This is a genomic window from Polaromonas sp., from assembly GCF_010365105.1.
Taxonomy (GTDB): Bacteria; Pseudomonadota; Gammaproteobacteria; order Burkholderiales; family Burkholderiaceae_C; genus Polaromonas.
Window position 1 is genome coordinate 65,823 of sequence record NZ_JAAFGZ010000018.1, and the last position, 18,551, is coordinate 84,373.

Below are 18,551 nucleotides of genomic sequence, written 5' to 3' on the forward strand. Positions count from 1 at the left end.
TCAGCCCATACCCCGGTTTCCAAGCGTCAACTCGCTGGACTCGACGCATTCGAAACAGCCACTGGCCGCCTGAAAATCCCAGCGCTCCAGGCGGCACCAAGGCGTCTCGCCAGGGCCATGGCAGTGCAACAGATTGACCGAATTGGGGATGCCCGCACGCACGCGGCTGGACAGCGCAGTGCCCGCCTGAACGCACCAGAGCCGGCGCTCAAGGCCCGCAAGGCGCGTCGACAGGTCGCACAGCGAAGGCAGGTGGATATGCCCGCCCATGACAATGTCGGCGCCTGCCCTTGACCAGGCCCGCACGGCCGGTTCCCAGCCGCGCAGGCGGTCATGCTGGTCCTCGGCATGCATCACATGCACCGGCTGGTGGACCACGACGATGCGCAATTGCCCCGGCTCGGAACGCTGCAATTCGGCCACCACCCGCTCGACTTGCGCGCCAGACACCTCGCCGTTCTTGTGCCGCCAGCGGCGCGTTGTCTTCACACCAATGACATGCAGCCAGGGCGTGGACAGCACCGGCTCCAGCACCGGGCCGAAAGCCTGGCGCAAGCGTGCATACGGCGTGAACAGCCGCTGGTACAGGTTGAACAGCGGTATGTCGTGATTACCCGGTATGACCAGCCACTGCGCAATCGCCAGGCTGTCGCAAAAAGCACGCGCCTGGGCAAACTGCGACGCAAGGGCACGTTGCGTGATGTCTCCGGACAGCACCAGCACGTCGGGCCGCTTCGCCCTGGCCAGTTGCGCCAGCGCCTGCATCACAGCCGGCTGGGCGGTGCCGAAGTGCGGATCGGAAATTTGCAGCAGGGTGTTCATGCGCCAGCCCGGCGCAGGACTTTGTTCATTCAATCACCGCCTCGTCGTCCGGCATTGGCACCAGCAGCAGCAAAGACTCGGGCGCCACCTCGAAAACCAGCGGCGTCCGCGTCCAGAAGATTTCTCCGTCGGTCGCCACCTTGATGCGTTTCATTCTGCGCGGCGTGACCGTCAGGCGGCGAAAGGAAAAGCTGCGGATGTTTTCGGCTTCCCCTAGCCGCCCGAGAACGCCGCGCAGCAACAGGCCAAACAGCGCCAGCGTGCCTATAGGGCGAACCGCCACCGCAGCCAGTTGCCCCTGTCCTACGGCCCCGGCTTGCTGTGCATCGATGCCGGCCTGGGCAAGCTGCAGCCGGTTGTTGCCGACAAACAGCGTGGGCGTGCGCAAGGACGTGACCCGGCCAGCCGATTCAATGCGCAGGTCAAGCTGACCCCGGGCCTGCAGCAGCGTTGCGATGCCCGAAACCAAGGCCACAAAGCGGCTGCGCCCGAACTGTTGCTTCCAGGCTTCGCGGTCTTCCAGCAGCTTGGGATAAAGGCCTACGCTGGCATTCACCAGAAACAGCCGGCCATTGACCTTGCCGGCCTGGACCGGCATTAAACGGCCACGCAGCAGAACCTGGGCGGCCTGGCCGCTGTCCTGCGAAATCGCATTGTCCCGGCCGAAATAATTGAAGGTGCCCTGGGGAATCACGCCAAAAGGGCAGCCGCTGCCAAGCACGGCATTGGCGACGGCATTGATCGTGCCGTCGCCGCCTGCAGCGACCACCACGCCGTGGCGTGCCGTCGCCTGGCCCACCGCGCGGCGGGCCAGCGTATCCATGGACTCGCTGCCTTCGCATTGCAGGAATTCAAATTCACGTCCGCCTTCCTGCAGCACGCGGCTGATGGTCTGCTTTTCCTCGTCGGCATCGCGATGGCCGGAGCCCGCGTTGAAGACGATGAACAGCGGCCCGTGGCGGGCGATTTCCTGGGTGTCAGTCATGCCGGAAGAATAAACCGGCGGTATGGTCCAAGCTGTCAGCCAAATCCGCTTTTCAGGCCGGTCCCCGGGCTTGGCCTAAGGACGGGCCGGCGAGGTCAGCATCTGCACGGACCCCGAAATATTGACCATCACAGTGCTCTTGCCGGCCTCGACCGGCACCGGCGCGTCGGCCATTTCGGACTTGGCACTCATGGCCATGGCACGCTGGCGCGGCATCGGGCCCTGGTCGTTGGTGTTGATCGAGACCTCGCGCAAGGCATAGCCGCCGAAGCCGAAAGCGCTGGACACCTCGTTCGCCTTGGCCTTGAAACGCTCGATGGCCTGCGCCTGCGCCTCGCCCTCCACCCGGGCGCGTTGTTCACGGCTCAAGGCAAAACTGACATTGCCCAGACTCAGGGTCTGTATCTTGCCGGCCGTGCCGGTGATGCGCGGAAAATCCTTGCCTTCGAGCACCAGTTCGGTCGAGCCCTGCCAGCCGTTGATTTTGCCGTCCTTGCTGTAGCGCGGGTACAGGCTGAAGTTGCCGGTGCGCACGTCCATCTGGCCAGGCGATGCGGCCTGGCGGGCCTGCGTCAGCGCGGCGTCAAGCGCTTGCCTGAGCTGCGTTTGCACAGCAGCGGCATCGGGGCCATCGCGGCTGGTGGTCAAGGAAATCGACAACAGGTCCTGCTGTACCTCGACCGAACCGCTGGCCGAAAGCTGGGCCACGTTTTTCAGCGTCTCATTCGTCATATTTTGAGCAAAAACGCCATTTGCGCACAGTGCAATAGCACATGCAGCTATTGATTTAGTAGCAGTTAACATATTGGATTACCTTTCACGAAGACAAAAAAACACTCAAGCCGTCGAAAGCCGGTCAGCTGACCAGGCCGGAACCCAAAGGAACCCAACCGAAAAGCTGCAGCTTCGCATGGCATCGTGCGTGCAGCCATTCAGCATAAACCCACAAAGATCCGGTACGGCCTTCGAGTCGTCCAAGTCGTCCAAGTCGTCCAAGACGCATCCTGTCAACGCCGAAAACCCCGAGTGCTGCTTTTACAAAAGCAATATCAGTCGCAAACAAGCCGTCATCCGGAATTTTTCCCTTGTATCTGGCAGAAAAAGAAATAAGAGTAATAAAAAGTTTTTTTGATAAAAAAAAGAGACATTCATTTTTTTCCGCCCTCAAAATGGGCTCTGTTACAAATTATAAGACCACCATGCTTCAAGCCCAATCCAACGCCCGCGCTGACAAAATCCTTATTCTTGACGACGACGCACGCATTCGCGACTTGCTGCGCCGCTACCTGGCGCAGGAGGGGTTTGACGTGATACTGGCCGAAGACAGCAAGGCGCTGAACCGCATCATGCTGCGCGATGCGGTGGACCTGATCGTGCTTGACCTGATGATGCCGGGCGAAGACGGCCTGTCGATCTGCCGGCGCCTGCGCGCGGCCAACGACCGCACTCCGATCATCATGCTGACGGCCAAGGGCGAGGATGTGGACCGCATCGTCGGCCTCGAAGTGGGCGCCGACGACTACCTGGCCAAACCCTTCAACCCGCGCGAACTGCTGGCACGCATCCACGCCGTGCTGCGCCGCCGGCCAACAGCCGAAGTGCCGGGTGCGCCATCGAGTGATCAGGAAGTCATCACCTTCGGCCCGTTTTCTTTTGACATGAGCCTGCGCACCCTGCAGAAAAATGGCGAGGAACTGCCGCTGACCACTGGCGAATTCGCCATGCTCAAGACCCTGGTCCGCCATCCGCGCCAGCCGCTGTCGCGTGAAAAACTCGCACAACTGGCACGCGGCCGGGAATTCGAGCCTTTTGACCGCAGCCTGGATGTGCAGGTCTCGCGCCTGCGCAAGCTGATTGAAACCGATGCGGCGGTTCCGCGCTACATCCAGACCGTCTGGGGAATCGGCTACGTGTTCGTGCCGGACGGCAACAACTGAGCACCTGCCGCCTTTTTCTTAATTTTGAATTCTGGCCTTGGCCTGCGGCAGGTCAAGGGGCGGCATGCCAGCCGGGTGATAATCGCCGAATTTCCAGCCAGCGCGACGTCCCGGATTAACGGTTCAACCCGAACTTCGAGAACGCCCGCACCTAGCCATGCAAACTTCCCGCCCGTCCCCGCTAGAAACTGCGCCTGCACCGCTGGAATCGCGCCCGCGCCGGCGAATCAACCTGTTCTGGCGGACTTTTTTCTTTCTGGCGCTGCTGCTGTTCGGCTCGATCATTGCCTGGCTGCAGACATTCCGCACGCTTGAAACCGAACCCCGGGCCATTCAAAGCGCACAACAACTGGCAACCCTGGTCAACACCGCCCGGGTGGCACTGCGCTATGCCGACCCGATCGGACGCGAGATGCTGATCAAGACGCTGGCCGAGGAAGAGCATGTCCGCATCCTGGCACGCAACCCGAATGATGCTTTCGAGCCTTATGTCAGCGATGAATTCGGTGAGCGGACTGCGAACGAACTCACCCGGCGGCTTGGCGCCGGCACGGTGGTAGCCGGCACCGTCAACCAGAAGGAGGGCCTGTGGATCGGTTTTTCCATCGATAACAAAACTTACTGGTTATTGACCGATCCGTCCCAGCTGGGACCGTCGAGCACCAGCACCTGGGCCATCTGGTTCGTCACGGCGGCGGCTCTGTCGCTGGCCGGTGCCGCCGTGATTGCGCGCCTCATCAACCAGCCACTCAAACAGTTGTCGTTCGCCGCAAGCCGGATGCGTGATGGCGATTTCGACGCCAGCCGGCTTGACGAGCAGGTGGCGACCAGCGAAGTGCGAGAGGTCAATATCGGCTTTAACCGCATGGCCGCGCAGCTGTCCAAAATCGAGCAGGACCGGGTGGTGATGCTGGCCGGCATTTCGCATGACCTGCGTACCCCGCTGGCCCGGCTTCGCCTCGAAACCGAAATGAGCGTGTCAGACCCGGACGCGCGCCAGCACATGGTGGCCGACATTGCCCAGCTCGATGCCATCATCGACAAATTCCTTGACTACGCCCGGCCTGAACCAGCCCACCTGGAGCCTATCGTGCTTAACGAGGTGATGGCGCAATCGCTGTATGCAGTGGCCGACTACCCGGACATGAACGTCAGCCTCAGCATTCCGGAAAACACCCGCGTGCTGGCCGACCGGGTCGATCTGTCGCGGGTGATTGCCAACCTGCTGGAAAATTCCAGGCGCTATGGCAAGAGCAGCGACACCGGCATTGCGCAGGTGGACGTCTCGGCCCGGGTCAGCGAAGCCTGGGTGCTGCTGAAGATTCGTGACCATGGCAACGGCGTGGCATCCGAAGTGCTGTCCCGGCTCACCAATCCGTTTTTCAGGGGCGATACCGCCCGTACCGAGGCGACCGGCGCCGGTCTGGGGCTGGCAATTGCCGAAAAGACCGTGCTGCGAATGGGCGGGCTGTTCAGCCTGTCCAACACCGGCTCCGGCGGCTTGGCGGCGCATATCAAGCTGCGCCGGGGTTGAGCACAGGCCCAGGCCGAAGGCCATGCCTTTTTTATAGAAAAACCAGGCTTTTCCGCAATATTGACGGGCATTTTCAGCTATCAATAAAGTAGCACCACGGCACGCGCTTCCAGGCTCAGTCCCTGGCCGACCGGCCCGAGCTTCTCGGCGGTCTTGGCCTTCACGTTCACACGGTCTGGCTGCAGACCCAGCGCCTCTGCGATGCGCAAGCGCATGGCCGGAACATGCGGCGCCAGCCGGGGCGCCTGGGCCACGACGGTGCTGTCAATATTGCCGATGCGGTGGCCGCGTTCGGCCAGCAGCCGGCCGGTCTCGCGCAGCAGGATGATCGAATCGGCGCCCTTGAAGCGCGCATCGGTGTCCGGGAAATGGCTGCCAATGTCGCCCAGCCCCGCCGCGCCCAGCAGCGCATCGATGATGGCGTGCAGCAGCACATCGGCATCCGAATGGCCCAGCAGGCCCAGCGTGTGAGGCACCTCAATACCGCCCAGGATGAGCTTGCGGCCCGGCACCAGCGCGTGCGTGTCCCAGCCTTCGCCGATGCGGAACGGAGGCGGCGGGGCGATGGGGTTGGAATTCATGAATAGGGCTTTCGTGGGGTCAAGGACGTCTGGGTTGCGCTGCAGGCTTCAGGCCATGCGGTTGCGGTTCAGCAAAATCGCTTCGGCCAGCGCGAAGTCTTCCGGGTAGGTCACCTTGAAGTTTTGCGCGCTGCCGGCGACCAGCCGGGGCGCAAGGCCCAGCATTTCAATGGCGCTTGACTCGTCAGTGACAGCACTTCCTTCACTTTCGGCGGAATCCAGTGCGTGCATCAAGGTACCGACGCGAAACATCTGCGGCGTTTGCGCCAGCCATTTGTCGCTGCGGTCCAGCGTCGCGGCCACGCGGCCCTGCTGTTCCAGCGTGCCTTCGCTTTTCAGCGTGTCCGGCAGCTTGTGCGCCAGCAGCCCGCCCACGGTATCGTGCTGGCAAGCGTCGATCAGCTGGTTGATCTGTTCCGGCGTCACCAGACAGCGGGCCGCATCGTGGACCAGCACCCAGTCACCGGTATCGGCTCCGGCATGGCACAGCGCGTCCAGCCCCTGACGGACACTGTCAGCGCGGCTGGCGCCGCCGCAGGCTGCCACGTTGAAGCCTGATTTGGCCGATGAGTCAAAAAAATGGTCGCCTGGCGCGACCACCACCAGCGTACGCGCCAGCCGCCCGACCTGCCGGAACGCCGCCAGCGTGTGCAGCACCATCGGCAGGCCGGCGATTTTTTGGTATTGCTTGGCCTGGCCTGAAGGCGAAGTGCTCGCCCGGCTGCCCTGGCCAGCGCAGGGAATGAGTGCAAAAAAACGGACGTCGGAACGGTTATCGGCTGTGCGGGTCATCATCCAGCGCATCATAGATTCTAAAATCAGGCCAATGCACCTTCCTTCCCTCGTGACCGGCAAACGCTACACCCTGCCCCAACCCACTGGTTCCGCCGACGCCCTTCTCCTGGCGCGCCTCGGGCAACGCGAAAAAGCCGCCGGCAAGCTCACCGCCATCGTCACCTCGGACGCCACCACGGCCCAGCGCCTGATGGACGAGATGGCGTTTTTTGCGCCCGACCTGCGCTGCGCCCTGTTTCCCGACTGGGAAACCCTGCCTTACGACGCTTTTTCGCCGCACCAGGATTTGATCAGCGAACGGCTTGCAACGCTGTGGCGCATCCAGCAGCGCAACAAGGACACCGGCGCCGATGTTGTCATCGTGCCAGCCACCACCGCGCTTTACCGGCTGGCGCCGCCCAGCTTTCTGGCCGGCTACACCTTCGAGTTCAAGGTCAAGCAAAAGCTGGATGAAGCCAAGCTGAAAGGTCAGCTGACGCTGGCCGGCTACAGCCACGTCACGCAGGTGGTCAGCCCCGGTGAATACGCTGTGCGCGGCGGCCTGATTGATTTGTTTCCGATGGGCTCGCTGGTACCGTTTCGGGTTGATCTGTTTGACGACGAAATCGACAGCATCCGCACCTTTGACCCGGACAGCCAGCGCTCTTTGTACCCAGTGCCCGAAGTCCGCCTGCTGCCGGGCCGCGAGTTTCCGATGGACAACGACGCGCGCGCCAAATTCCGCAACCGCTGGCGCGAACTGCTGGAGGGCGACCCGACCAAGAGCCGCATTTATAAAGACATGGGCAACGGCGTGGCCACGGCCGGCATCGAGTATTACCTGCCGCTGTTTTTCGAGGAAACGGCGACGGTCTTCGACTACCTTGGCAAGAACGCCACGGTGGTGCTGCACGGCGACCTGGAACCGGCCTTTCAGCGCTTCTGGCAGGACACGAAAGACCGCTACCGGCTGGTCAAGGACGCGCCGGATCGCCCGGCGTTGCCGCCCGAGTCGCTGTTTTTGAGCGCCGAACAGTTTTATTCGCGCGCCAACGACTACGCCCAGCTGGCGCTGCGCAGCACGGTGGAAGACGTGGCCGACAATGCGCAATTTCAAAAACTCAGCGAAATGGCCGTCGTGCGCGGCGCCGAAGACCCGCTGGCCCGCTTCAAGAGCCATGCGAAAAACACCGCCCACCGCGTGCTGGTACTGGCCGAAAGTGACGGACGGCGCGAAAGCCTGCTCGACTTTTTACGTGCCAGCCATGTCAGCCCGCCGGCTTTCGATTCGCTCGAAGACTTCCAGACGAGCAGCGAGAAGATCGGCATTGCCACGGCCGCGCTGAACACCGGTTTCAGCTGGCTGGAGGAAAGCATCGACTTCGTCACCGAGACCGAGCTGTTTGCCGCTGGCGTCACCACGCGCCGGCGCACCAAACGACAGGAGCAGGTCAGCGACGTTGAAGCGCTGATCAAGGACTTGTCTGAACTGAGTATCGGCGACCCGGTGGTTCACAGCGCCCACGGCATTGGCCGCTATCAGGGGTTGGTCAACCTGGACCTGGGCGAGAAAAATCCGGACGGCTCTCCCACATTGCAGGAATTTTTGCACCTCGAATACGCAGACAAGGCAACGCTGTATGTGCCCGTCAGCCAGTTGCACCAGATCAGCCGCTATACCGGTGTCAGCGCTGAAGAAGCGCCGCTGCACCGGCTGGGCAGCGGCCAGTGGGAAAAAGCCAAACGCAAGGCCGCCGAGCAAATCCGCGATTCAGCCGCCGAACTGCTCAACATCTACGCCCGCCGCGCGCTGCGCGAAGGCCATGCCTTTCGCTATTCACCCGGCGACTACGAGATTTTTGCCAACGATTTTGGCTTTGACGAAACCGCCGACCAACGCGCCGCGATTCACGCCGTGATCCAGGACATGATCAGCCCGCGCCCCATGGACCGGCTGGTCTGCGGCGACGTGGGTTTCGGCAAGACCGAAGTGGCGTTGCGCGCCGCCTTCATCGCCATCACCGGCGGCAAGCAAGTGGCCTTGCTGGCACCCACCACGCTGCTGGCCGAGCAGCATTACCAGACGCTGGTGGACCGCTTTGCCAAATGGCCGGTCCGGGTCGCCGAAATGAGCCGCTTTCGTTCGGCCAAGGAAATCACCGCCGCCATCAAGGGACTGGCCGACGGCACGGTCGATATCGTCGTAGGCACGCACAAACTGCTGAGCCAGGACGTGAAGTTCAAGCAACTGGGTTTACTCATCATTGACGAGGAACACCGTTTTGGCGTGCGCCACAAGGAAGCCATGAAAGCCATGCGCGCCGAAATTGATGTGCTCACGCTGACGGCCACGCCGATTCCGCGCACGCTCGGCATGGCGCTCGAAGGTTTAAGGGATTTGAGCGTGATTGCGACCGCCCCACAACGGCGGCTTGCTATCAAAACCTTTGTGCGTACCGAAGGCAACGGCGTGATCCGCGAAGCCGTGTTGCGCGAGCTGAAACGCGGCGGCCAGGTTTACTTCCTGCACAACGAAGTCGACACGATTCAAAACCGCCGCGAAAAGTTAGAGGCGCTGCTGCCCGAAGCGCGCATTGCCGTCGCCCATGGCCAGATGCCCGAGCGCGAGCTGGAACGCGTGATGAAGGACTTCGTGGCCCAGCGCTACAACCTGCTGCTGTGCTCGACCATCATTGAAACCGGCATTGACGTGCCCAGCGCCAACACCATTTTGATGAGCCGCGCCGACAAGTTCGGCCTGGCGCAGCTGCACCAGTTGCGCGGCCGCGTCGGACGAAGCCACCACCAGGCCTATGCCTACCTGATGGTGCCCGACCTCGAAGGCCTGACCAAGCAAGCCAGCCAGCGCCTGGACGCGATTCAGCAGATGGAAGAACTCGGCTCGGGCTTTTACCTGGCGATGCATGACCTGGAAATTCGCGGCACCGGCGAAGTGCTGGGCGAAAACCAGAGCGGCAACATGCTGGAGATCGGCTTTCAGCTTTACAACGAGATGCTCAGCGAAGCCGTGGCGTCCTTGAAAGCCGGCCGCGAGCCGGACTTGCTGTCGCCGCTGAGCGCCACCACCGAGATCAACCTGCATGCGCCCGCGCTACTGCCGAGCGACTTCTGCGGCGACGTGCATTTGCGCCTCTCGTTCTACAAAAAGCTGGCCACGGCCAAAAAGACCGAACAGATCGACGCGCTGCTGGAGGAAATCGTGGACCGCTTCGGCAAGCTGCCCGCGCAAGCCCAGACGCTGATCGATGTGCACCGACTGCGCGTGATTGCCAAGCCCTATGGCGTGGTCAAGGTCGATGCCGCACCCGGCGCCATCACCATCACCTTCAAGAAAGACCCGCCCATCGACGCGATGGCCATCATCCACCTGATCCAGAAAAACAAACACATCAAGCTGACCGGCAACGACAAGCTGCGCATCGAGCGCGCATTGCCGGAAGCCAAAGATCGGGCGCAGATGGTGCGCGATGTGCTCAAGAGTTTAGGGCAGCCGATGATGGAAGCAGTCGCCGCATAATTGGCCATCACTTATATAATTGCAGTTGTAATTAATTGGAGATTGCCATGTCCCAAGTCACGATTTATATGGACGACGACGCCATTGCCCGAGCCAAGGCTTCAGCAGCGGTGGCCAAACTTTCGCTCAGCGCCTGGATTTCAAAACTCGTCAAGGAGCAAACCCCGGAGGTGGATGCCAATGGCTACCCCGTGGAGTTTTTTGAAGAAATTTCCGCTAATGCCGACTTGTGGAAAGACTTCCCTCTTGCCGAAGAACTGCGCGCGAACGAAGTGCCTGACCTAGCGCGCGAATCCTGGTGATGTACCTGCTTGACACCAACAGCCTGATTTATTTTTTCAAGCAACAGGGGCAAGTCGCAGCGCATTTGAAAAACATCGCCGCCAGCCAGGTTGCCATCCCGTCGGTGGTGCTGTTTGAACTGGAGTACGGCGTGCTGCGTTCCACCCGCCCTGAGCAACAACGAAAAGGCATGGATGCGGCCTTGAAGGTCTATCAGACTTTAAGTTTCGATGGCAAGGCGGCCAAGTCCGCCGCCTGGATCAAACACACGCTGGAAGCCGCCGGTACGCCCATTGGGCACTTCGATCTGCTCATCGCCGGAACGGCCCTGGCCCATGAACTGACGCTGGTCACCCGCAACACCCGCGAGTTCGAGCGTGTGCCGGGCTTGCTGGTAGAGAACTGGTTTGACTGACAAAATGCGCTTTTTGCGCATGCCCGCTATTCTCAGAGGTTTGCATGATTCCCCCCCCCCCCCATCGTCATTCCCGCGCAAGCAGGAATCCAGCGACACGGGCTGAAACACTGAAACGGGTCTGGATTCCCGCCTGCGCGGGAATGACGGTTTCCAGTGAAAATCTGGATCAGTTTTTTTCGTTGCCACTTCAAAATTTATAAAAATAGCCCTCTTCCGCATACCAGACGTGCGCTAGCAGCTATCAAAACAAGAGCAACCATCCGCCATGAGCATTCCCGACGACCTGCTGAAAAGCCTGGAGCACCTGAGCGCCCCGCAACTGCGCCGCCTGCTGACCGAACACCTGACAAAACAAAAACTCGGGCTGTACTGGGAAAGCAGCGCCATTGCACGCGATGCGGCGCTGAACGCCGACATCGTGCTGCCGCGTCTGGTGCCGGATTTTTCGCATGGGCTCGATCAGGTTGAAGGCAGCGGCACGCCCAACCTGATCATCGAGGGCGACAACTTCGATTCCTTGCGGCTGCTCAAAAGCACGCACGCCGGCAAAATCCGCGTGATTTACATCGATCCGCCCTACAACACCGGCAACAAGGACTGGGTGTACAACGACCGTTATGTCGGCGCCAACGACCGCTGGCGGCACAGCCAGTGGCTCGAATTCCTGTACCGCCGCCTTCTGCTGGCCAGGGATTTACTGACGCCCGACGGCGTGATCATGGTCAGCATCAACGACGAAAACCGGGCGCGGCTGGAGTTGCTGATGGACGAGGTGTTTCCGGGGCGGCGACTGGGCACGATTGCATGGCGAACCCGGCAAGGCTCAAACGCTGACCAGCAGTGCTTTTTGTCTGTTGACCACGAACATGTGCTGGTTTATGGAAATCCGGGTTTCAGCTTCAGCGGATTTGAAAAGAGCTACGACATGTATGGCAACGCGGACAGCGATCCACGTGGAGACTGGCGGACGAGTGACCTGACCTTGGGGTTTTCCTTCAGGGAACGCCCTAATCTTTATTACCCGCTGGTGGACGAAGCTACCGGCATCTATTACCCGCCCAACCCGGACCGTATCTGGGTTTACGCCAGCGAAGCACGCCTCAAGACGGGGCAGACCTTGCAGGCCAAAAGCATGGACGAGTTCATTCGCCTGGGACAAATTCTGTTTCCCAAAGAGCAGCGCGTGGTCACATGGGCCAGCATGGAGGATTTGCTTGCGGCGATTGACGCTGGCGATGTACCCAAAAGCGGCAAGTCGCCGATATTGCGGCGCGATTTGCCCGATTTGGAGCAATGGGTTGGCAAACCGATTGGCTTTGGCCGCCCGCAATTCAAGCGCTACAAAGCCGACCTGCGCAATCAGACCCAACCCTTGAGCAGCTGGATCGTTCCTACTTTTGAGGAAGGGACTTACGAAGCGAATAACAGTCTGGTTTCGGCCACCAACCAAGAGGGCGCAAAGCAAGTCGCCGAAATTTTCGGCCATCGCGCTTTCAACTACGCCAAACCGATTTCCCTCATCCAGGGACTGCTCGCCCAAGCCAGCCGCCCCGGCGACACGGTGCTCGATTTCTTCGCGGGCAGCGGCACCACCGGCCATGCGGTACTCAGCCTCAACGCGCTGGACGCCGGCAAGCCGCCGCGCAAGTTCATCCTCTGCTCCAGCACCGAGGCCACGCCCAAGGAGTTGAAAAAAAACCTCTGCCGCGACGTCTGCGCGGCGCGCATCCGCAAGGTGATCGAATCCGACGCGGCGCTGGCGGGCAACAGTTTTGCCTACCTCCAGCTCGACAAACTCCCGCCCGGCGATGTGCCGTTTGATTCCAGTTGCGCACAGGCCTTCCAGTTACTCACCTTGCGGCTGGGGCAAGTGGCCCGGCCCGTGCCCGCCACGGACCGGGGCGTGAAAGTGCTGGTGCAAAACACCGGGGACGGCGCGCTGACCGTGCTGTGCCACAAGCTCAGCCGCGCCACGCTCGACGCGCTGGTCGCCTTGCCGGGCCGCCAGTTGCGCGTGTACTCGACACGCCCGGCCACGGTGCGCGAGCATTTTCTGGCGCTGGGCCGCGAGGTCGAAAGCCTGTCGCTGGCACGCGCGCTGCTGCACGGCCAGCAAGGTGTGCGGGCGCGGCGCAGCGTTTCAGCCCCCGCGCAGGTTGCTACTTATTCGATAGCTGGTAACGAAAGCGGGACCTGCGCAGAAGGCCAAAATGGCACACAAAAATCGTCTACAACCCCTTCTGAAAACGCAGCCTCATGAGCGCCCTTCCCCGCATCATTGCCCCGCAGTCCGCCGGACTGGTTCCCAAAGACTTTCAGGCGCAGATCATTGAAAACATCTGCGCGGCACTGGGCAGCCAGCCGCGTCCGCCGTGCCTGCTGCGCAGCCCCACGGGTTCGGGCAAGACCTTTATCCTGACAAAAATCCTGGAAAACATCGGCCGGACCACGCCGGTCTTGTGGCTGTGGTTTGTGCCCTATGTCAATTTGGTGGCGCAAACCGTCGATACGCTGGACAGCCAGTCCACCGACACCGGGCTGATCGCCCGCCACCTGGGCCTGGCGCAAAACGAAGCGCCCGAAGCCGGACAGGTGCTGGTGTCCACGCTGCAGGGCGTGGCCAGCGCCAAGTCGCACAAGGCCGCATACGACGACAAGGCCGACGACGACCGGCGCAGCCTGGCCGCCTACTTTGAGCTGGCGCGGTCGCGCGGGCTGGAGATTGGCCTGGTGGTGGACGAGGTGCACATTGCACTGGACAGTGCCACCGAGTTCGGCAAGTTCGTGAAGTGGCTGAAGGCCGACTATTTGCTGATGGCCAGCGCCACGCCCAAGGATGCGCGGCTCAACGCCTTCATTGCCAGCGCGGGCAATATCGCCTTCAAGGCGTTCAGCGTGAGCCGCGCCGAGGTGGTGAAAGAGCGGCTCAACAAGCCGTGGCTGGAGACCGTGGTGTACCCGATGAGCGAGGCCATGCACAGCATCACCGACCTGAAGCTGACGGTGCTGCGCCGCGCCTGGCAACGCAACCAGCACATCGGCCGGGTGCTGAAAAGCCGGGGCCTGCGTACCGTGCCGCTGATGCTGGTGCAGGTGGCCAATGGCTTTGAGGCGATTCGCGAGGCCTTTGAATTCTTGACGCAGCACCTGGGCGTGGCGCCGAACGCGATTGGCATGCATTCAGCCGACGAGCCCGACCCGGCCATGATGGCGGCGATTGCAGTCAATGAAAGCATCGAGGTGCTGATTTTCAAGCAGTCGGCGGGCACGGGCTTTGACGCGCCGCGCGCCTTTGTGCTGGCGTCCACGAAAAACGTCAACGACGAAGACTTTGCGATGCAGTTCATTGGCCGGGTGATGCGGGTGCCGGGTGAACTGCAGCGGGCTTTTCCGGTGGCCTACACCGCACCGACGGAGCTGGACACGGCTTACATCTTTTTGGCCAACGAGCTGGCGCAGGCCGGTTTTTCGGAGGCAGCGGCCTCGACGCAAGCGGTGATGTCGCAACTGGCGGGACAGATCGAGGAACTGGTGGTGCGGCGCACGGCGCACGGCGGCGTGTCGCTGAGCAACCACGTGACAGACCAGACGCCACTGGCTTATGACATCGGCTTGCTGGCCACGGTGGCATCCGACGGCACGCTGCGGCCAGCGGCCTTGCCGGACGACGCGCCGGTGATTTACACGCCGCCGCCGGGCGAGATTGGCGTGACGGCCGGGCTGTTTGGCGCGATGGACGGCGGCGGCGAGCTGGACGGGCTGGACTTCATGCAGGCAGCAGGTGGCAACCGGCCGGCTATCAAGCGCAATGCGCCCGCCAACCATGCCGAACTCATGGCGGCGCTCGAAGCCAGCGGGCTTCGCGCTTATCCACGCCTGAAGTCGGTGGCGCAGCGCAGCACGCCCGAGCGCTTCACCACCGAAGTCAAGCCGGTGTTTGACGTGCTGGAGCTGGACATCCGGGCGGCGGCGCAAAGCCTGCACCTGTCGGAAGAAGTCAAAAGCATGGCGACGCGTGCTGCGCTCAACCTGCTGACCGAGCGGGAAGTGCGCACCGAATTGTTCGGTGGCGCCAGCTTTGAGGAAAGTGTGCAGGTCGTGACTGACCGCGCCGCGCTGATGCAGCGCACCCAGACTGCGCTGGAAAAAATGGGGCTGGAAGAGCAGGACCATATTGATTTGATTGGCGCGCTGGCGCGGCGGCTGCTGCCCGAAATCGAGCGCGCCCATGCCTACCGCGAAAACGCGGTGCGACCCGATGCGGGGGTGCTGCGCGCCCAGGCCCGAGACGCGGCCTGCTGGGTGGTGCACAAGCAGTTGCCCGAATTGCAGGAAGCCTTGCAGGCGCAATGGGCGAACAAGGCGCGCGAGGTACCCGCCCAGGCGCTGCCCGACGCGTTGTTGATGCCTGCCGGCCAAGTGCTGGCGCCGTCGCGCAAGAACATTTACGGCGTGCTGTTTCCAGCTACAGACAGCGTGGCACTGTCGGCCGGCGCCTTGCCGCTGACAGCGCAGGCGCTGTTCAAAAATGAAATTTATGCGTTTGCGCAAAGTGCAGGCGGCCAGCCCGAGGGCGATGTATTCTGCACAGCGCGAGTGGACGGCACGTATGAATTCAACACGCAGGAGCTGGCCTTTGCCCAGTCGCTGGACCGGGCTGATTTTGTAGCCTGGTGGCACCGCAATCCGCAAGGCAAGCCCTACAGCATCGCCTTGATGCGCACCGACAACCGCAACATGTTTTACCCCGACTTTGTGGTCTGTTTGAGGCATGAACTGGACGACGAGCCGCTGGTTCGCCTGGTCGAAACCAAACACGACCTGAAAGACGCCAGCCGCAAGGGCCAGCACGCGTCAAAAACCTATGGCAAGGTGCTGTTTCTGACCAAGGATGCGCAACGCTTCAAGATTGTTGAAGACAACGGCAGCCTGGGCGAAGTGGTGGACTTTGACAACCTCACGCGCCTGCGGCAATGGATGCGCGACTCGGCGCCGGCTGCTTACCCTGTTTTCAGCATTAAATAGGCTGCTATCGCAATACCCACCTGCGCAAGCAGCTATCAAAACCGTAGTAAACAGATCATGAACCCCATCGAACATTCCCCCGGCCTCGTCATCAACCTGGCCACGCCTGACCTCAAACTGAGCGACTTCAAACTGATTGCCTTCGACATGGATTCGACGCTCATCAACATCGAATGCGTCGATGAAATTGCCGATGCCGTGGGCCGCAAGGCTGAAGTGGCGGCCATCACCGAAGCGGCCATGCGCGGCGAGATCACCGACTTCAAGGACAGCCTGCGCCGGCGCGTGGCGCTGCTCAAGGGCGTGAGCGTGGCCAGCATGGAAGCGGTTTACCGCGAGCGCCTGAAGCTCAACCCGGGTGCGGCGGAACTGGTGCACGCCTGCAAGGATGCGGGCATGAAGGTGCTGCTGGTCAGCGGCGGTTTTACCTTCTTCGCCGACCGGGTGCAGGGCGAGCTGGGCATCGACTACCTGCGCGCCAATGTGCTGGAAATCGAGAACGGCCTGCTGACCGGCAAGCTGGTCGATCAGCCCTGGGGCGACATCTGCGACGGCGAGGAAAAACGCCGCACGCTGCTGGAGACCTGCGCACAGCTCGGCATCAACCCGCTGCAGGCGATTGCCATGGGCGACGGCGCCAACGACCTGCCGATGATGGGCGCCGCCGGCCTGTCGGTGGCCTACCATGCCAAGCCGAAAGTGCGCGAGCAGGCGATGGTGGCGATCAATGAAGGCGGGCTGGACCGCTTGCTGGAGTTGCTTAGCTGAAGCGTTGAAATGATCAAGCGCTGAACGACCCTTCACTCCATGAACCTGTTCCAAAAATTCGAAAGCCTGCTGCATTCCTACCCCGAAGCAGAACCGGTGCTGCCGCCCAAGGGTTTTATCGCCTTCATCTGGGCCTGCAGCCGGGGCGCACGCGGCTTTATCCTGCTGATGTCGGTGCTGTCCGGCCTGCTGGCGGCCTTCGAGGCCTTGCTGTTCGCCATGCTGGGCCGCATCGTGGACTGGCTGGGCCGCACGCCACCGGCCCGGTTGTGGATCGAGCAAGGCACGACGCTGAAAGTGCTGGCCGGTCTGGTGATTGCCAGCATTGCGGTGGTGGCCTTGCAAACCGTCATCAAGCACCAGACGCTGGCCATTAATTTTCCGATGCGCTTGCGCTGGAATTTCCACCGCCTGATGCTGGGCCAGAGCATGGCTTTTTACCAGGACGAATTTGCCGGACGGCTGACCACCAAGGTCATGCAGACGGCGCTGGCGGTGCGCGATACGCTGTTTGTGCTGGCCGATGTGCTGGTGGCGATGGTGATTTACATCGCCACCATGACGGTGCTGGCGGGCGCCTTTGACCTCAAGCTGGTGCTGCCGTTTCTGGTCTGGCTGCTGCTGTATATCGGCTCGCTCTTTTTCTTTGTGCCCCGGCTGGGACATGTCGGCAAGCAGCAGGCCGATGCGCGTTCGCTCATGACCGGCCGCATCACCGACGCCTACACCAACATCACCACCGTCAAGCTGTTTTCCCACACGCACCGCGAAGCCGCGTTTGCGCGCTCGGCGATGCAGGAGTTCATGGACACCGGCCACAGCCAGATGCGCCTCGTCAGTGCGTTTGAGGTTGTCAACCATGCGCTGAGCATGGGTCTGATTCTCGGCATGGCCGGGACGTCGCTGTGGTTGTGGCAACTGGGCGAGGTCGGCGTCGGTGCGGTCGCGGCGGCCACCGCCATGGCGCTCCGGCTGCAGGGCATGTCGCACTGGATCATGTGGGAGATGACCAGCCTGTTTGAAGGCGTCGGCACGGTGCAGGACGGCATCAACACGCTGTCGCAGCCGCGTGTGATCGAGGACGCCGCCCGGGCCGGCGTGCTCGCCGTGCCACACGGTGAAGTGCGCTTCGAAGACGTGAGCTTCAGCTACGGCCAGGGGACTCGGGTGATTGAAAAGCTCAACCTGACGGTCAAGCCGGGCGAGAAAATCGGCTTGATCGGCCGTTCGGGGGCGGGCAAGTCCACACTGGTCAACCTGTTGCTGCGCTTTCATGACGTCGAGGCCGGGCGGATTCTGATCGACGGCCAGAATATTGCCGGCGTGACGCAGGACAGCCTGCGCAGCCAGATCGGCATGGTCACGCAGGACACGTCGCTGTTGCATCGCTCGGTGCGCGACAACATCACCTACAGCCGGCCCGGCGCGACTGAGGAGGCGATGCGGCTGGCGGCCCGGCAGGCCGAGGCCGACGGTTTCATTGCCGGCCTGACGGACCTGCAGGGGCGCACGGGTTTTGATGCGCATGTCGGCGAGCGCGGCGTGAAGCTCTCGGGCGGCCAGCGCCAGCGTGTGGCCATTGCCCGCGTGATGCTGAAGGACGCGCCCATCCTGCTGCTCGATGAAGCCACCAGCGCGCTGGACTCCGAAGTGGAAATTGCCATCCAGACCAGCCTGAACACACTGATGAAGGGCAAGACCGTGATTGCGATTGCCCACCGCCTCTCGACCATCGCGGCGATGGACCGCCTGATCGTGCTGGACCAGGGCCGCATCGTGGAAGAAGGCGATCACCGCGCCCTGCTCGCCCTTGGCGGTGTTTACGCGCGGCTTTGGGCACACCAGAGCGGCGGTTTTCTACCCGACGAGACCGAGGAATAGGCGCAG

15 protein-coding genes are annotated in these 18,551 nt (G+C 61.9%); 9 read left to right on the forward strand and 6 right to left on the reverse strand.

What is annotated here, in order from left to right:
• From GZ092_RS13315 to GZ092_RS13330, 4 genes are all read right to left on the reverse strand, one after another.
• Entirely contained in the window at window positions 1-822 is an 822-nt protein-coding gene (locus tag GZ092_RS13315; protein WP_293637131.1) for a metallophosphoesterase, read from the reverse strand.
• A gap of 25 nt (window positions 823-847) precedes the next feature.
• Window positions 848-1,807, reverse strand: coding sequence for a diacylglycerol kinase family protein (locus tag GZ092_RS13320; protein WP_293637053.1), 960 nt, complete (start codon window positions 1,805-1,807; stop codon window positions 848-850).
• A 75-nt stretch (window positions 1,808-1,882) separates the two neighbouring features.
• Complete coding sequence (locus GZ092_RS13325) at window positions 1,883-2,611, reverse strand: SIMPL domain-containing protein (RefSeq protein ID WP_293637055.1); 729 nt, start codon at window positions 2,609-2,611, stop codon at window positions 1,883-1,885.
• A gap of 52 nt (window positions 2,612-2,663) precedes the next feature.
• On the reverse strand, window positions 2,664-2,975 hold the full coding sequence (locus tag GZ092_RS13330; RefSeq protein ID WP_293637057.1) for a hypothetical protein: 312 nt from the start codon (window positions 2,973-2,975) through the stop codon (window positions 2,664-2,666).
• A gap of 31 nt (window positions 2,976-3,006) precedes the next feature.
• Between GZ092_RS13330 and ompR the strand changes: the two genes are divergently transcribed.
• Together ompR and GZ092_RS13340 are read left to right on the forward strand one after the other, a co-directional pair.
• Window positions 3,007-3,744: a two-component system response regulator OmpR gene (gene ompR / locus GZ092_RS13335; RefSeq protein ID WP_029525172.1), complete on the forward strand. Its 738-nt coding sequence runs from the start codon at window positions 3,007-3,009 to the stop codon at window positions 3,742-3,744.
• Between the two features lie 157 nt (window positions 3,745-3,901).
• A complete protein-coding gene (locus GZ092_RS13340) occupies window positions 3,902-5,278 on the forward strand; it encodes an ATP-binding protein (RefSeq protein WP_293637063.1) in 1,377 nt (458 codons plus the stop codon).
• Window positions 5,279-5,358: 80 nt separating this feature from the next.
• Here GZ092_RS13340 and ispF read toward each other — a convergent pair whose 3' ends face one another.
• Together ispF and ispD are read right to left on the reverse strand one after the other, a co-directional pair.
• Window positions 5,359-5,859: a 2-C-methyl-D-erythritol 2,4-cyclodiphosphate synthase gene (gene ispF / locus GZ092_RS13345; protein ID WP_293637064.1), complete on the reverse strand. Its 501-nt coding sequence runs from the start codon at window positions 5,857-5,859 to the stop codon at window positions 5,359-5,361.
• 48 nt (window positions 5,860-5,907) lie between these two features.
• The gene (gene ispD, locus GZ092_RS13350; protein ID WP_293637133.1) at window positions 5,908-6,651 is read right to left on the reverse strand and encodes a 2-C-methyl-D-erythritol 4-phosphate cytidylyltransferase; all 744 of its coding nucleotides are present in this window, start codon (window positions 6,649-6,651) and stop codon (window positions 5,908-5,910) included.
• Window positions 6,652-6,685: 34 nt separating this feature from the next.
• Here ispD and mfd point away from each other — a divergent pair, with 34 nt between their 5' ends.
• The 7 genes from mfd to GZ092_RS13385 all read left to right on the forward strand — a co-directional run bounded on the left by mfd (window position 6,686) and on the right by GZ092_RS13385 (window position 18,545).
• Window positions 6,686-10,171: a transcription-repair coupling factor gene (mfd, locus tag GZ092_RS13355; RefSeq protein WP_293637065.1), complete on the forward strand. Its 3,486-nt coding sequence runs from the start codon at window positions 6,686-6,688 to the stop codon at window positions 10,169-10,171.
• Between the two features lie 47 nt (window positions 10,172-10,218).
• Complete coding sequence (locus GZ092_RS13360; protein ID WP_293637066.1) at window positions 10,219-10,473, forward strand: hypothetical protein; 255 nt, start codon at window positions 10,219-10,221, stop codon at window positions 10,471-10,473.
• A complete protein-coding gene (locus GZ092_RS13365) occupies window positions 10,473-10,868 on the forward strand; it encodes a type II toxin-antitoxin system VapC family toxin (protein ID WP_293637067.1) in 396 nt (131 codons plus the stop codon). The genes GZ092_RS13360 and GZ092_RS13365 overlap by 1 nt, the downstream gene beginning before the upstream one ends.
• 268 nt (window positions 10,869-11,136) lie before the next feature.
• A complete protein-coding gene (locus GZ092_RS13370; RefSeq protein WP_293637069.1) occupies window positions 11,137-13,131 on the forward strand; it encodes a site-specific DNA-methyltransferase in 1,995 nt (664 codons plus the stop codon).
• Entirely contained in the window at window positions 13,128-15,896 is a 2,769-nt protein-coding gene (locus tag GZ092_RS13375) for a DEAD/DEAH box helicase family protein (protein WP_293637071.1), read from the forward strand. The genes GZ092_RS13370 and GZ092_RS13375 overlap by 4 nt, the downstream gene beginning before the upstream one ends.
• A gap of 57 nt (window positions 15,897-15,953) precedes the next feature.
• Window positions 15,954-16,664, forward strand: a complete 711-nt coding sequence (gene serB / locus GZ092_RS13380) for a phosphoserine phosphatase SerB (protein WP_293637073.1) — start codon at window positions 15,954-15,956, stop codon at window positions 16,662-16,664.
• 39 nt (window positions 16,665-16,703) lie between these two features.
• Complete coding sequence (locus tag GZ092_RS13385) at window positions 16,704-18,545, forward strand: ABC transporter ATP-binding protein (protein WP_293637075.1); 1,842 nt, start codon at window positions 16,704-16,706, stop codon at window positions 18,543-18,545.
• Window positions 18,546-18,551 lie beyond the last annotated feature (6 nt).

Bases quoted from the DNA above. Each gene is read 5' to 3' on its own strand.
- GZ092_RS13315 (WP_293637131.1), bottom strand. From the start codon at position 822: ATGAACACCCTGCTGCAAATTTCCGATCCGCACTTCGGCACCGCCCAG.
- GZ092_RS13320 (WP_293637053.1), bottom strand. From the start codon at position 1,807: ATGACTGACACCCAGGAAATCGCCCGCCACGGGCCGCTGTTCATCGTC.
- GZ092_RS13325 (WP_293637055.1), bottom strand. From the start codon at position 2,611: ATGTTAACTGCTACTAAATCAATAGCTGCATGTGCTATTGCACTGTGC.
- ompR (WP_029525172.1), top strand. From the start codon at position 3,007: ATGCTTCAAGCCCAATCCAACGCCCGCGCTGACAAAATCCTTATTCTT.
- GZ092_RS13340 (WP_293637063.1), top strand. From the start codon at position 3,902: ATGCAAACTTCCCGCCCGTCCCCGCTAGAAACTGCGCCTGCACCGCTG.
- ispF (WP_293637064.1), bottom strand. From the start codon at position 5,859: ATGAATTCCAACCCCATCGCCCCGCCGCCTCCGTTCCGCATCGGCGAA.
- ispD (WP_293637133.1), bottom strand. From the start codon at position 6,651: ATGACCCGCACAGCCGATAACCGTTCCGACGTCCGTTTTTTTGCACTC.
- mfd (WP_293637065.1), top strand. From the start codon at position 6,686: ATGCACCTTCCTTCCCTCGTGACCGGCAAACGCTACACCCTGCCCCAA.
- GZ092_RS13360 (WP_293637066.1), top strand. From the start codon at position 10,219: ATGTCCCAAGTCACGATTTATATGGACGACGACGCCATTGCCCGAGCC.
- GZ092_RS13365 (WP_293637067.1), top strand. From the start codon at position 10,473: ATGTACCTGCTTGACACCAACAGCCTGATTTATTTTTTCAAGCAACAG.
- GZ092_RS13370 (WP_293637069.1), top strand. From the start codon at position 11,137: ATGAGCATTCCCGACGACCTGCTGAAAAGCCTGGAGCACCTGAGCGCC.
- GZ092_RS13375 (WP_293637071.1), top strand. From the start codon at position 13,128: ATGAGCGCCCTTCCCCGCATCATTGCCCCGCAGTCCGCCGGACTGGTT.
- serB (WP_293637073.1), top strand. From the start codon at position 15,954: ATGAACCCCATCGAACATTCCCCCGGCCTCGTCATCAACCTGGCCACG.
- GZ092_RS13385 (WP_293637075.1), top strand. From the start codon at position 16,704: ATGAACCTGTTCCAAAAATTCGAAAGCCTGCTGCATTCCTACCCCGAA.